Below are 13,458 nucleotides of genomic sequence, written 5' to 3' on the forward strand. Positions count from 1 at the left end.
GATGCCTGCCATGACCCGATACGCCCCCGCCGTCGCCGCCCTCAGCCTGCTGCTGGCCTCCTGCGTCAGCGCGCCGCCGCCGCCGCCCCCGCCGCCGGCGGACACCACCACGCCGGCGCAACGGCTGGCCGCGGTCGAGGCCAGCGGCGGCGCCGACGACACCGAACTGAGCGTGCAGCCGCTGCGCGATCCCCAGGTCGAGGACCTGCGCGACAGCGCCAAGCGCAAGCGCGCGGCCGGCGACCTGGCCGGCGCCGCGGCAGCGCTGGACCAGGCCCTGCAACTGGTGCCGGACGACCCCACGACGCTGCAGGACCGCGCCGAAGTGGCGCTGCTGCAGAAGGACAACGCGCAGGCCGAGGCCTTCGCCAAGCGCGCCATCGACCTGGGCTCGCAGACCGGCCCGCTGTGCCGCCGCCACTGGGCGACGATCGAGCAATCGCGCCTGGCGCGCGGCCAGAAGGAGAATGCGGTCTCCGCGCACGCGCACATCGAAGGCTGCACGGTGCCGGGGTTGAAGCGCTATTGAGTGGGGCCGGGATTCGGGATTGGGGATTCGCGAGGCGAAGTTCACCGGATGTTCCGGATGAGCCGCACCGCTGCAGTGTTCCCCCCTTTCATGTTTGGCGCGCACGCATAAGCCGCGGGCGCAACGCGCCGCTTTTGCCAATCCCCAATCCCCACTCCCAATCCCGGCCCCATGTCCCTCGCCCACGCCAGCACCGAAGCGCTCAGCGACGGCGGTGCGCTCGCCCGCCAGCTCGATGCGTTCGTGCCGCGCGCGGCGCAGCTGCGGCTGACCGCGGCGATCGCCGAGGCGTTCGAGCAGCGCGACGTGCTGCTCGCCGAGGCCGGGACCGGCACCGGCAAGACCTATGCGTACCTGGTGCCGGCGCTGCTGTCGGGGCTGAAGACCATCGTCTCCACCGGCACCCGCGCGCTGCAGGACCAGCTCTACCACCGCGACCTGCCGCGGGTGCGCGCGGCGCTGGGCGTGGGCCTCAACAGCGCGCTGCTGAAGGGCCGCGCCAACTATCTGTGCAAGTACCGGCTGGAGCAGGCCAAGGGCGAGCCGCGCTTCACCGCGCGCGAGCAGATCGCGCAGTTCCAGCGCATCGTCGCCTGGGGCGGACGCACCCGCTTCGGCGACATCGCCGAGCTCGACGCGCTGCCCGACGATTCGCCGCTGCTGCCGCTGGTCACCTCGACCATGGACAACTGCCTGGGCACCGAGTGCCCGTTCTGGGGCGAGTGCTTCGTGGTGCAGGCGCGGCAACGCGCGCAGGCCGCCGACGTGGTGGTGGTCAACCACCACCTGCTGCTGGCCGACCTGGCGCTGAAACAGGAAGGCTTCGGCGAGATCCTGCCCGGCGCGCAGGCCTTCGTCATCGACGAGGCGCACCAGCTGCCGGAACTGGCGGCGAACTTCTTCGGCGAGAGCTTCGGCATGCGCCCGCTGCAGGAACTGGCGCGCGACTGCCTGGCCGAGAGCCGCCACGTCGCCGGCGCGCTGGCCAGCCTGCAGGCGCCGGTGCAGGCGCTGGAGCAGGCCTTGCGCGAACTGCGCGCGGCGATGGAAGGGCTGCCCACCCGCGGCACGCAGTGGCGCCTGCTGGCCAAGCCGCAGGTGCGCGACGGCTTCGATGCGTTGCTGAGCGAGCTGGCGCGGCTGCAGGAGAGCCTGGCGGTGCTGCGCGAGGCCTCGCCCGGCTTCGACGCCTGCGCCGCGCGCGCGCAGGACATGCGCGCGCGGCTGGGCCACTGGCTCGGCGACGACGCGCCGATCCCGGATTTCGATGCCGAGCCGGCGCCGCCGTCCAACGACGTGCTGTGGTACGAGCTGAGCGCGCGCGGCTTCCGCTGCCAGCGCACGCCGCTGGACGTGTCCGGCCCGCTGCGCATGCATCGCGAGAAATCGCACGCGGCGTGGGTGTTCACCTCGGCGACGCTGGCGGTGAAGGGCGATTTCGAGCACATCGCCACGCGCCTGGGCTTGAGCGACCCGATGACCCTGCTGCAGCCCAGCCCGTTCGACTGGGCGCGGCAGGCGCTGTGCTACCTGCCGGCGTTGCCGGACCCGAACGCGCGCGGCTTCGGCACCGCGCTGATCGCCGCGCTGCATCCGGTGCTGCAGGCCTCGCAGGGCCGCGCCTTCTTGCTGTTCGCCTCGCATCGCGCGCTGCGCGAGGCGGCCGAGGCGCTGCGCGACGGGCCGTGGCCGCTGTTCGTGCAGGGCGAGGCGCCGCGCGCGACCTTGCTGCAGCGTTTCCGCGAGTCCGGCAACGGCGTGCTGCTCGGCTCGGCCAGTTTCCGCGAGGGCGTGGACGTGGTGGGCGATGCGCTGAGCGTGGTGGTGATAGACAAGCTGCCGTTCGCCGCGCCGGACGATCCGGTGTTCGAGGCGCGGCTGGACGCGATCCGCCGCGACGGCGGCAACCCGTTCCGCGACGAACAGCTGCCGCAGGCGGTGATCGCGCTGAAGCAGGGCGTGGGCCGGCTGATCCGCAGCGAGACCGACCGCGGCGTGCTGGTGCTGTGCGATCCGCGACTGCTGTCCAAGTCCTACGGCCGCACCTTTCTGGAATCGCTGCCGCCGTTCGCGCGCACCCGCGACGTGGAGGACGTGCGGGCGTTTTTTGGGTCGGGACTCGGGAACGGGGACTCGGGACTCGAAGAAGCGCAGGCGCATTGAACGCGACACGGCGTCATCGCGCTCCAGCCGGCAGCCATTGGACACGGCGCTCCTTGCCCCGGTGATCGAGCGATGGATGCTAGGCTTTTCGCCTTTGCGAATCCCCGATCCCCGATCCCCAATCCCGGCCCCATGAACATTCTCGCCTTCGAAACCGCCACAGAAGCCCTGTCCGTCGCCGTGCACGTCGACGGCAAGGTACTCGAGCGCTTCGAGCTGGCGCCGCGCCGGCATGCCGAACTGGCGCTGCCGTGGGCCGAGCAGTTGCTGGCCGAGGCCGGCATCGGCCGCAGCCAGCTCGATGCGGTCGCCTTCGGCCGCGGCCCCGGCGCGTTCACCGGCGTACGCCTGGCGATCGCGCTGGCGCAGGGCATCGCCCTGGCGCTGGACCTGCCGGTGCTGCCGGTGTCCACCCTGCACGCGCTGGCCCTGCGCGCGCCGGCCGACGCGCCGCGGGTGCTGGCCGCGATCGATGCGCGCATGGGCGAGATCTACGCGGCGACCTTCGTGCGCGACGCCGCAGGACTGCATGCGCTGACGCCAGAGCAGGTCCTGGTCCCGGACGCGTTCGTGCTGCCGCAGGCGGATGCGCCCTGGCACGGCGTCGGCACCGGGCTGGCCGCCATCGACGGCACGCTGCAGCGGCGCCTGGGCGCGCAGTTGCGCAGCGCCGATGCGCAGGCCCTGCCGCATGCCGCCGACGTGTTGACCCTGGCGCTGGCCGCGCACGCCCGCGGCGAAGCGATCGCGCCGGAACGCGCCGAGCCGGCCTACCTGCGCGACAACGTCGCCCTGACCCTGGCCGAGCAGCAGGCACAGCGGGCCGCGCGGTGACCGAGGCTCAGGCCCAGGCCGAGCGCGCGCGTTTTCGCGGCTGCCTGCTGGGCCTGGCGGTCGGCGATGCGCTTGGCACGACGCTGGAATTCAAGGCGCCAGGCAGCTTCGCGCCAATCGACGACATGGTCGGCGGCGGTCCGTTCGAGCTGCGGCCCGGGCAGTGGACCGACGACACCTCGATGGCGCTGTGCCTGGCGCACAGCCTGCTGTACCGCGAAGGCTTCGACGCGGCGGACCAGATGAACCGCTATTGCAACTGGTACCGGCATGGCTACCTCAGCAGCACCGGCATTTGCTTCGACATCGGCAGCACCGTGCGCCAGGCGCTGGAGCGCTATCTGGACGGCGGCCCGGCCTTCAGCGGCAGCGAGGACCCGCACGCGGCCGGCAACGGCTCGCTGATGCGGCTGGCGCCGGTGGCGATGTATTACGCGCATCGCCCCGAGGTGCTGGCCGAACGCGCCGCGGACAGTTCGCGCACCACGCATGCCGCCGCCGAGGCGCTGGACGCCTGCCGGCTGTTCGCGTTCCAGTTGCGCGCGGCGCTGCTCGGCGGCGACCGCGCGCAGCTGCTGCAGGCGCCGCAGCTGGTCCTGGACACGCCGGCGCTGCGCGCGCTGGCCGTCCGCGACCACGCCGCGGTGCCGGCCACCCGGATCCGCGGCACCGGTTACGTGGTCGATGCGCTGTCGGCGGCGCTGTGGTGTTTCGCGACGACCGATTGCCTCGCCGACGCAGTGCTGCGCGCGGCCAATCTCGGCGACGATGCCGATACCACCGCGGCGATCTGCGGGCAATTGGCCGGCGCCTTCTACGGCATCGATGGCATTCCCGCGGCCTGGCGCGCACGGGTGCAGGACGCGGCGGAGATCGTCGCGCTGGCCGACCGCCTGCATGCGGCCAGCGTCCCCGGGTGAGTGCGCGCAGGAAGGCCGGCCGTCCCTGGCCGGCGCCCCCGCAGGCCGCGGGGGCGGTCAGTAGTCGTAGCTGACGCTCAGCCGCACCGAACGCGGCGCCTGGCGCAGCAACGCCGCGCCATACACCGGATCGCTGTTGCCCGGGTCCGTTTCCGAATACGGGTACTTCCACAGCGTGGCCTGGCCGTTCAAGGCGTTGAACACGTCCAGGTTGAAGGCCAGCCTGTGGTCGGCCGCCGCCGGCCGCCACGACACGCCGAGATCGAGCTGCTTCAGCCACGGCAGGCGGCCCTGGCTGCCGGGAGGGGCCGCTTCGCCCTGGTAGTAGTGGTAGGCGATGCCGTAGCCGGACGGATCGCTCTGGTCGGCGCCGTACGAGCCGAGCGCACTGAACGGCGTGCCGGACATCGCCTTGAGGTTGGCCGACACCAGCCATTCGGGCGTGAACTGGTAGTAGCCGTAGAACTTGAACTGGTGGGTGTGGTCGTTGCTCTGCGGGCCGTTGGTGTGTTCCATCAGCTGCGCATAGTCCCAGGCCTGGGTGGTGGACACCGCGGTCTGGCCGATGCCCGACAGCAGCTGGCCTTCGGTGGTGCCGTAGCTGCGCGACCAGGTGTAGTCCAGGCGCCCGTACCAGCGCTGGTCGAACGGGTGCTCCAGCGACAGGTTGAGCCCGTAGTAGTTGCGCTTGAACTTGGGGAAGCCGAGCTCGGCATTGCTCAGCGGCACGCTGACGTAGTTGCCCGACGTGTCCACCAGGGTGAAGGTGTTGGACTTGCCCGGATTGATCAGCCAGCAGCTGACCGGGTTGCTGTCCAGGGTCACCGTATGCCCTTGCGCCGCCGCCGCCGCGAACACCGAGTCGCTGTCGCAGTAGTCGTCCACGCCGCTGCGCAGGACGCGGTAGGTGCCCTTGGCGCCGTAGACCCAGTTGTCGCCCCAGGCCTTGGTGAAGCCGAGGATGAACTCGTCCTGGAACGAGGGCTTGATGCCCTGCGTGGCCACGGTCCTGGGATCGGGCAGGATGCCGTAATTGTTGTTGGAGGAGACCGCGTCGGAGATCTGGGTCAGGCCGGTGGGATAGCCGTTGGCGTCGATGCCGCCATAGGTGTAGTAGGTCGAGGTCGCCAGGGTCGCGCCGGCGGCGTTGAACGCCGGATTCAGCGGCAGCGCCAGGTAGTAGCGGCCGGCGTTGCCGTACACCTTGAAGCGCGCATCGCCGTCGACGTCCCAGCTGAAGCCCAGGCGCGGCGCCCACTGCCCGCTGGTCTGCTTGATGTACGCGTCGCCGTCGCGGTTGTAGTTGGTGAACTGGTCCAGGCGCAGGCCGAGGCTGAGCAGCAGGCGCTCGCCGACCTGCCAGTTGTCCTCGATGTACTGCGCACGTTGCGCCGCACGGACCGAGGCCAGCGCGCTGTAGACGTACCTGCGCACGTAGTAGCCGTCCTCGCCGTTGGCGTAGCCGCCGGTGGCCGGCACCCCGAGGCCGGTGTTGATCGGCACGTTCGGGTTGGACTGGCCGTAGATCCACTGGTAGCCGTCGGCCGAGGCCACCGAGCCGCGGTTGAGCGCGCGCGCGTTCTGGTTGTCGATGCCGATGGTGATGCTGTGCTCGCCGATGACGTAGTTCAGGTCCAGCCGCAGGTTGTCGGTGCGGTTGCCGCGGTCGGGATCGACCAGCAGCGCGGTGGTCTGCGCGTTGGTGATGGGGGTGCCGCCGGTGTAGGCCGGGTTCTGGAACACGGCGTCGTCGACGTAGGTGAGCGCGCCGCTGTAGTTGGGGTTGCCGGTGTAGTCGTCGGTGCGCTGCTTGCCGTACTGGGCGCTGAAGGTCAGGCGGTCGGTGAGGTAGCCGGTGTACTTGGCGGTCCACAGGTCACCGCCGGTCTTGGTGGTGTCGGCGCTGCCGCGGCGCGCGCCGATGTCGTGGCCGCTGTAGTCGTAGTAGCTGCCGCGGGTGATGTAGCGGCTGGAGGCGCCGGTGATCTCCAGCAGCTGGTTGTCGCTGATGTTCCAGTCGAGCTTGGCGTACCAGCTCGGCCGCCGGTAGTCGTAGTCGTAGTAGCCGGTGTTGTTCTCCCGGGAGCCGTAGAACCTGCCGCCGTCCTGCCGCTGCAGTTCGTAGGAGCCGAAGAAGAACAGCCTGTCCTGGATCAGCGGGCCGCCGGCGTACAGGCTCTGCGTGCTGAGCGTGGCGCTGCTCTTGCTGTCCGGCCGGTACAGCGTGCCGTCGCCCGGCGCGTGGACGTCCCTCTGCGAGGCGCGCAGGCCATCGGGCTCCCAGGTCGCCTGGCCGCCGAAATGCCATTCGTTGCTGCCGCGCTTGCCCACCGCGTTGATCACGCCGCCGTCCGAGCGCCCGTACTTGGCGCTGTAGCCGCCGGTGTAGACCTCCAACTGGTCGATGCTGCCGTAGGGCAGGGTCAGCCCGCCCAGCCCACGCAGCGGGTCGGTGGTGTTGAAGCCGTTGATGTAATAGGCGTTCTCCGCGGCCGAAGAGCCGCCGAAGCTGAGCAGTTGCGCGCCGGTCGGGCCGCTGTAGGTGCCGCTGCCGCTGTTGCCGGCCACGCCGGGCGCCAGCTGCGCGATCGCCTCGGCCGAGCGTCCCAGCGGCAGCCGCTGCAATTGTTCGGCATCGATCACGGTGCGCGAGTCGACGCTGCTGACGTCGATCGCCGCGGCGGCGCGGTCGGCGCTGACGTTGACCCCGGTCAGGCTGGTGACCGCAGCGAAGGAAACGTCGGTGACCGCGCCGACGGTCAGGCCCACACCCTCGCGGCTGCCGAGCACGGCGTCGTCGGCGCCCTTGGCGACGATGGTGTAGGTGCCCAGCGGCAGCTGGCCGATGCTGTAGCGGCCGCGCGCGTCGACCGCGACTTCGCGGCTGAGGCCGCTGTCGCTGCGCACCTGCACGCGCTGCGCATTGGCCGGCGCCTGCCCGGCGACGGCGCCGGTGGTGGACTGCGCCAGGACCGGCGGCGCGGCAAGAGCGGCGCCCAGCGCCAGCGCGAGCAGGGCGGGCCTGCGGAGTAGGGGATGCTTTTTCATGGGAGACGGCTCGGGTGGTGGGGGCGGGGATGCGCGCCGGCCTCCGATCCATTCGTCCTTGGCGATGCGGTGTGCGCGGTAACGTTCCCCGTCCCCATTAACCTTAATGCGGCGCCTATTCAGAAATGCCGCGTGGTTATGTCGGCGGCACCAATCGTTATCTCGGGCGATGGCGCCTGGGCGCAGTCGCCCGGCGCGCGTCGCTGTTGCGGATGCGCAGGAGCGCCTGCCATCTTTCGCTGCAGATCTCCTCTCCATGGCGCAACGCAGGCAGCTCCCTTCTCCCGGCGGGAGAAGGGAGAAGGTGCCCCGAAGGAGCGGACGAGGGACGGCGGAGCCTAGGCGGTTCGGGGAGCGCGGCCGTCCGTGCCGACGCACCCTCACCCCGACCCTTTCCCGGTGGGAGAGGGGCCGGAGCGGCTCGATGCTGTCAGTACATGAGGCTGGGCGTGATGCCGCGGGCGCGCGGCTCAGCGGTCGTCGCGCAGGGTGCCGCCGGGCAGGAAGACCCAGGTGCGGGTCACCTGCAGGATGTCGATGTTGTCTTCGGTGTGCGGCAGCGGCGGGAACGGCTGCGCCAGCTGCACCACCCGCAGCGCCGCGGCGTCGAGCATCGGCACGCCGCTGGAGCGCAGCACGCGGCTGCTCTCGATGCTGCCGTCGCGGCGCACGCCGACGCTGATCACCACCTGGCCGCCCAGCCGCTGCCGGCGCGCCTCGTCGGGGTAGTTGAGGTTGCCGACCCGCTCGGCGCGGTCGACCCAGGCGCGCAGGTAGTTGGCGTAGGCGTACTCGCGGGTGCTGGCGGACACGAACTTGCGGTTCGGGCGCTTGGCGTACTGCTCCGAGCGCAGGTGCACCTCGGCGGCCAGGCGCGCCATCTCCGCGTCGCGCTGTTCGCGCTGCGCGTCCACCGGCCGGGTCGGGGCGTCGGTGCGCGGCTGGGTCTGCGGCGCCGGCTGCGAGCGTTCGCCGCGCGCGCTGCTGACCACGCGCGGGGTCGGCTCCGGCGCCGCCGCCGCGGTCTGCGCGCGCAGCGCCTGCGGCGCCAGGCCGTCGTGCTGCTGCGGCACGACCCCGGGCTGGCTGTCGCGCGGGCGTTGCGCCTTGTCGTGGTCGCCGCCGCCCTGCTGGTTGGCCTGGGCCAGGAAATCGGCCTGCTTCGGGGTCAGCGGGGTGCTGGTCTGGCTGAAGATCACGTCCAGGGTCGGCACCAGCGGCGCGTCGTCGTCGATCGCGAAGCCGACCCCCAGGATCAGCAGGCCGTGCACGATCAGCGACAGCACCAGGGTGGCGCTGAGCCGTTCGCGCTCGCCGATGCGCGGCGCGGGCGTCGCGGCGGCCGCGCTCATCGCGCCGGGTAGGCCTCGATCGCGTCGAACAGCAGCCCGGCGATGTTCAGCCCGTACTGCGCGTCCAGCTCGCGCACGCAGGTGGGGCTGGTGACGTTGACCTCGGTCAGGTAGTCGCCGATCACGTCCAGCCCGACGAAGCGCATGCCGCGCCGCTTCATCTCCGGGCCGACCTGGCCGGCGATCCAGCGGTCGCGCTCGCTCAGCGGGCGGCCTTCGCCGCGGCCGCCGGCGGCCAGGTTGCCGCGGAACTCGTCGCCCTGCGGGATCCGCGCCAGGCAATAGTCCACCGGCACGCCGTCGACCAGCAGGATGCGCTTGTCGCCGGCGCTGATGTCGGGGATGAAGCGCTGCGCCAGGGCCAGCCTGCGGCCGCCATCGGTCAGCGTCTCCAGGATCACGTTGAGGTTGGGGTCGCCGGTGCCGCTGCGGAAGATCGAGCGCCCGCCCATCCCGTCCAGCGGCTTGAGCACCGCCTGGCCGTGCTCCAGCACGAACGCCTTCAGCGCCGCCGCGTCGCGGCTGACCAGGGTCGGCGCGCAGCACTGCGGGAACAGCAGCGCGGCCAGCTTCTCGTTGAAGTCGCGCAGGCCCTGCGGGTCGTTGATCACCTGCGCGCCGGCGCGCTGGGCCACGCTCAGCACGTGGGTGTCGTACAGGAATTCGGGGTCGAACGGCGGGTCCTTGCGCATCAGCACCACCTGCCCGGTGCCGAACGCCAGCTCGGCGAACGCGCCCAGCTCGAACCAGCCGGCCTTGTCGTCGCGCACCTGCAGCGGCGCCGCCTGCGCCAGCGCGCGGCCCTCGCGCAGCGACAGCCCGCCGGGCCGCACGTAGTGCAGCCGGTGGCCGCGGCGCTGGGCTTCCAGCAACATCGCGAAGGTAGTGTCTTTGGCAATCTTGATGCTGGCGATGGGATCCATCACCACGATGACATCGAACGGCATGGCGGCACCTGGGGGACTGAGCGGAGGATGGTAGCGGGTCGGCGGCGGGCGCGCGCAAGGGCGTCGCGACGGGGCCGCGCGGCGCCCTGCGGCGGCAAGCAAACTGTGACATAGTTGGCGCTGGACGGTGGTCCAACGCAACGCCGTGGCGACGGCCTTGACAGTCTGAGCGGGTCTTGGGATACATGTCGTTTCGCAGCGACGTCGGATCCGATGAAGCGTCGCGCGCCTGGGGGGCAAGTGAATGAGTGAAAACACGACTGCGGGTGGGGAACTCGCAGGACTGAGGGTCATGGTGATCGATGACTCGAAGACGATCCGCCGTACCGCCGAAACGCTGTTGAAGCGCGAGGGTTGCGAGGTGGTCACCGCCACCGACGGGTTCGAGGCCCTGGCCAAGATCGCCGACCAGCAGCCGCAGATCATCTTCGTGGACATCATGATGCCGCGGCTGGACGGCTATCAGACCTGCGCGCTGATCAAGGGCAACCAGCTGTTCAAGGCGACGCCGGTGATCATGCTGTCCTCCAAGGACGGCCTGTTCGACAAGGCGCGCGGCCGCATCGTCGGTTCCGAGCAGTACCTCACCAAACCCTTCACACGCGAAGAACTGCTGGGCGCGATCCGTACATACGTCAACGCCTGACCAGGGGGAAAGGCACCATGGCTCGAATCTTGTTGATCGAGGACTCACCGACCGACCGGGCGGTGTTCACGCAATGGCTGGAAAAGGCCGGGCACGAGGTGCTCGCCACCGACAATGCCGAGGACGGGCTGAAACTCGTCCGCGAGCAGGCGCCCAGCCTGGTGCTGATGGACGTGGTGCTGCCGGGGATGAGCGGCTTCCAGGCCACCCGCGCGCTGTCGCGCGACGAGGCCACCCGGCACATCCCGGTGCTGATCATCAGCACCAAGAGCATGGAGACCGACAAGGTCTGGGGCATGCGCCAGGGCGCCACCGACTACATCGTCAAGCCGCCGCGGGAAGACGACCTGATCGCCCGCATCAACCAGCTGGTCGGCTGACGTGCGTTCGCCCTTCGACATCCTCGAGGCCTACGAGCGGCGCAGCCTGGCGCACGCGGTGCAGATGCCCGAGCGCGAATTCGACGAGAACATCTGGCGCGGGGTCGGCTTCCGCGTCGGCAACCGCCATCTGGTGTCCGATTTCCGCGAGGTGGTGGAAATCGTGCGCATGCCGCCGATCACCCCGGTGCCGGGCGCGCAGCCGTGGCTGCTGGGCGTGGGCAACCTGCGCGGCAACCTGTTCCCGGTGGTCGATCTGAAGCAGTTCATGGAAGGCCAGCGCACCTCGCTGCTGGAAGGCCAGCGCGTGCTGATCATGCGCCAGAGCGGCGGCGACGTGGCGCTGACCATCGACGAACTGTTCGGCCAGCGCAGCTTCACCGAGTCGCAGGCGGTGGAGCCCGGCGAGCTGGCCCACGGCCGCTACGCGCACTTCGTCGACCGCGCGTTCCGCGGCGACAGCAACGACTGGGGCGTGTTCTCGCTGTCGCTGCTGTCGCGTACACCCGAATTCCGTCAAGCCGCCGCCTGAGCGCGCGGCCTGCCTTCGCATCGAAGATCGAGGTCGAATCATGAGTACTGCAGCGGACGCCCCCAAGGCCAGCAAGCTTGGCAGCATGGGGACGAGTTTCTGGCTGGGCCTGCTGGCACTGTCGCTGATCGTGTTCGGCGCCAACACCGGCGTGGCCACCTGGCAGGGCAACCGCCTGGCCGGCGCCAGCACCGGCGCGGCCGACCTGCAGGTGCTGTCGCAGCAGCTGGCCAACCAGGGCCGCGACGCGGTATCCGGCAACGCCGCCACCTACAAGCAGTTCAAGCAGACCAAGACCCGGGTGGAGAGCACGGTCGCCGAGCTCAACGCGCGCTATGCCGACGAGACCGGCATCGCCGGCCCGCTGGCCGAGCTCAACCGCACCTGGGCGCCGCTGGGCAAGAACGCGCAGCAGGTGGTGGACAGCGAGCCGGCGGTGCTGGCGCTGGCCGGCAACGCCGAGCGCTTCGTCGGCGGCGTGCCGCAGCTGCAGGCGCAGCTCAACGAGGTGGTGCGCGCGATGACCGTGGGCGGCGCCCCGGCCGCGCAGATCTACAACACCCTGCAGCAGGTGGTGGTGGCCGGCACCATGGCCCGCCGCGTCACCGAGATGCGCGCCGGCGGCAGCGGCGCGGCCAGCGCCGGCGATGCGCTGGCGCGCGACTCGGTGGTGTTCGGGCAGATGCTCGAGGGCCTGCGCAACGGCAACGAGGAACTGGGCATCGCCCCGGTGCGCAACGCCGCCGCGCTGGCCGCGCTGGAGCAGTCGCAGGCGCAGTGGGCGGAAATGAAGAAGGACCTGGACGCGCTGCAGGCCAGCTCGCGCAGCCTGTTCGCCGCGCAGTCCTCGGCCGCGGCGCTGACCGCCGGCTCGGACAAGATGCTCCAGGACAGCAAGAAGCTGTTCGACGCGTTCTCCACGTTCGGCTCCGTGCGCGACACCCGCCCGTTCCCGAACTTCTGGCTGGGCGTGGTGTCCGGCCTGCTGGCGCTGCTGTCGATCGTCGGCTTCGTCTGGACCTCGGTGCGCAGCCGCACCCGCGAGCAGGAAATCCGCTACCAGACCCAGGTCGAGTACAACAGCCGCAACCAGCAGGCGATCATGCGCCTGCTCGACGAAATCAGCTCGCTCGGCGAAGGCGACCTGACCGTCAAGGCCTCGGTCACCGAGGACATGACCGGCGCCATCGCCGACGCGATCAACTACGCGGTCGACGAGCTGCGCCACCTGGTGACCACGATCAACGACACCTCGGCCAAGGTCGCCATCTCCACCGAGGAGACCCAGGCCACCGCGCTGCAGCTGGCCGAGGCCGCCGGCCACCAGGCCGAGCAGATCGGCTCGGCGTCCGAGCGCATCAACGAGATCGCCGCCAGCATCGAACAGGTCTCGCGCAACTCCAGCGAGTCGGCCGAGGTGGCGCAGCGCTCGGTGGTGATCGCCGCCGAGGGCGCCGGCGTGGTCCGCGAGACCATCCAGGGCATGGACCAGATCCGCGACCAGATCCAGGAAACCTCCAAGCGCATCAAGCGCCTGGGCGAATCGACCCAGGAGATCGGCTCGATCGTGGAACTGATCAACGACATTTCCGAGCAGACCAACATCCTGGCGCTCAACGCCGCGGTGCAGGCCGCCTCGGCGGGCGAGGCCGGCCGCGGCTTCGCGCTGGTCGCCGACGAAGTGCAGCGCCTGGCCGAACGCACCTCCGGCGCCACGCGCCGCATCGAAGGCCTGGTGCAGACGATTCAGGCCGACACCAACGAAGCGGTCAGCTCGATGGAGCAGACCACCTCCGAAGTGGTGTCCGGCGCGCGCCTGGCCGAGGACGCCGGCACCGCGCTGACCGAGATCGAGCGCGTCTCCAACGCGCTCAACAACCTCATCAAGAACATCTCCATCGCCGCGCACCAGCAGTCCGCCGCGGCGACGGACATCACCCAGACGATGGACGTGATCCGTCGCATCACCGGACAGACCTCGCAAGGCGCCGGCCAGACCGCCGACTCGATCGGGCGGCTGGCGCAGCTGGCGGCGGACCTGCGGCGCTCGGTCGCCGACTTCAAGCTGCCGGCGTGAGCGGATCGGAACAGGGTGGAAGGAAGCGCA

Annotated in this window: 11 protein-coding genes; 8 read left to right on the forward strand and 3 right to left on the reverse strand. The window is 70.7% G+C overall.

All coding sequences use genetic code 11. The features are described from left to right. Window positions 1-10: 10 nt before the first annotated feature. The 4 genes from OCJ37_RS05675 to OCJ37_RS05690 all read left to right on the forward strand — a co-directional run bounded on the left by OCJ37_RS05675 (window position 11) and on the right by OCJ37_RS05690 (window position 4,446). Window positions 11-529: a tetratricopeptide repeat protein gene (locus OCJ37_RS05675; RefSeq protein ID WP_263112709.1), complete on the forward strand. Its 519-nt coding sequence runs from the start codon at window positions 11-13 to the stop codon at window positions 527-529. A gap of 171 nt (window positions 530-700) precedes the next feature. Continuing rightward, complete coding sequence (locus OCJ37_RS05680) at window positions 701-2,692, forward strand: DNA repair helicase YoaA (protein ID WP_263112710.1); 1,992 nt, start codon at window positions 701-703, stop codon at window positions 2,690-2,692. A gap of 132 nt (window positions 2,693-2,824) precedes the next feature. Then, entirely contained in the window at window positions 2,825-3,526 is a 702-nt protein-coding gene (tsaB, locus tag OCJ37_RS05685; protein ID WP_263112711.1) for a tRNA (adenosine(37)-N6)-threonylcarbamoyltransferase complex dimerization subunit type 1 TsaB, read from the forward strand. After that, entirely contained in the window at window positions 3,523-4,446 is a 924-nt protein-coding gene (locus OCJ37_RS05690) for an ADP-ribosylglycohydrolase family protein (RefSeq protein WP_263112712.1), read from the forward strand. Before tsaB ends, OCJ37_RS05690 begins: the two co-directional genes overlap by 4 nt. Window positions 4,447-4,503: 57 nt before the next feature. Here the strand turns inward: OCJ37_RS05690 and OCJ37_RS05695 are convergent, their stop codons facing one another. The 3 genes from OCJ37_RS05695 to gshB form a co-directional block, all read right to left on the reverse strand. Next, complete coding sequence (locus OCJ37_RS05695; RefSeq protein WP_263112713.1) at window positions 4,504-7,494, reverse strand: TonB-dependent receptor; 2,991 nt, start codon at window positions 7,492-7,494, stop codon at window positions 4,504-4,506. Between the two features lie 470 nt (window positions 7,495-7,964). Further along, the gene (locus tag OCJ37_RS05700) at window positions 7,965-8,846 is read right to left on the reverse strand and encodes an energy transducer TonB family protein (RefSeq protein WP_263112714.1); all 882 of its coding nucleotides are present in this window, start codon (window positions 8,844-8,846) and stop codon (window positions 7,965-7,967) included. Next, window positions 8,843-9,793, reverse strand: a complete 951-nt coding sequence (gene gshB / locus OCJ37_RS05705) for a glutathione synthase (RefSeq protein WP_263112715.1) — start codon at window positions 9,791-9,793, stop codon at window positions 8,843-8,845. Before gshB ends, OCJ37_RS05700 begins: the two co-directional genes overlap by 4 nt. 244 nt (window positions 9,794-10,037) lie before the next feature. On the opposite strand from gshB, the gene pilG reads away from it, so the two are divergent. From pilG to OCJ37_RS05725, 4 genes are read left to right on the forward strand one after another with little or no spacing between them, the layout of a single operon-like run. Next, on the forward strand, window positions 10,038-10,439 hold the full coding sequence (gene pilG, locus OCJ37_RS05710) for a twitching motility response regulator PilG (protein WP_003472648.1): 402 nt from the start codon (window positions 10,038-10,040) through the stop codon (window positions 10,437-10,439). Between the two features lie 17 nt (window positions 10,440-10,456). Then, window positions 10,457-10,819, forward strand: coding sequence for a response regulator (locus OCJ37_RS05715; protein WP_145702163.1), 363 nt, complete (start codon window positions 10,457-10,459; stop codon window positions 10,817-10,819). A 1-nt stretch (window position 10,820) separates the two neighbouring features. Then, window positions 10,821-11,351 carry a chemotaxis protein CheW gene (locus OCJ37_RS05720; RefSeq protein WP_263112716.1) on the forward strand — a complete coding sequence of 177 codons (531 nt, stop codon included), beginning with the start codon at window positions 10,821-10,823 and terminating at the stop codon, window positions 11,349-11,351. 40 nt (window positions 11,352-11,391) lie between these two features. Further along, window positions 11,392-13,428: a methyl-accepting chemotaxis protein gene (locus OCJ37_RS05725; RefSeq protein WP_263112717.1), complete on the forward strand. Its 2,037-nt coding sequence runs from the start codon at window positions 11,392-11,394 to the stop codon at window positions 13,426-13,428. Window positions 13,429-13,458 lie beyond the last annotated feature (30 nt).

Origin of the sequence: Xanthomonas sp. AM6 (genome assembly GCF_025665335.1) — a bacterium.
Lineage (GTDB): Bacteria > Pseudomonadota > Gammaproteobacteria > Xanthomonadales > Xanthomonadaceae > Xanthomonas_A.

Excerpts from the sequence above, each read along its gene's own strand:
- pilG (WP_003472648.1), top strand. The coding sequence starts at position 10,038 with ATGAGTGAAAACACGACTGCGGGTGGGGAACTCGCAGGACTGAGGGTC.
- OCJ37_RS05700 (WP_263112714.1), bottom strand. The coding sequence starts at position 8,846 with ATGAGCGCGGCCGCCGCGACGCCCGCGCCGCGCATCGGCGAGCGCGAA.
- gshB (WP_263112715.1), bottom strand. The coding sequence starts at position 9,793 with ATGCCGTTCGATGTCATCGTGGTGATGGATCCCATCGCCAGCATCAAG.
- OCJ37_RS05695 (WP_263112713.1), bottom strand. The coding sequence starts at position 7,494 with ATGAAAAAGCATCCCCTACTCCGCAGGCCCGCCCTGCTCGCGCTGGCG.
- OCJ37_RS05675 (WP_263112709.1), top strand. The coding sequence starts at position 11 with ATGACCCGATACGCCCCCGCCGTCGCCGCCCTCAGCCTGCTGCTGGCC.
- OCJ37_RS05715 (WP_145702163.1), top strand. The coding sequence starts at position 10,457 with ATGGCTCGAATCTTGTTGATCGAGGACTCACCGACCGACCGGGCGGTG.
- OCJ37_RS05680 (WP_263112710.1), top strand. The coding sequence starts at position 701 with ATGTCCCTCGCCCACGCCAGCACCGAAGCGCTCAGCGACGGCGGTGCG.
- tsaB (WP_263112711.1), top strand. The coding sequence starts at position 2,825 with ATGAACATTCTCGCCTTCGAAACCGCCACAGAAGCCCTGTCCGTCGCC.
- OCJ37_RS05725 (WP_263112717.1), top strand. The coding sequence starts at position 11,392 with ATGAGTACTGCAGCGGACGCCCCCAAGGCCAGCAAGCTTGGCAGCATG.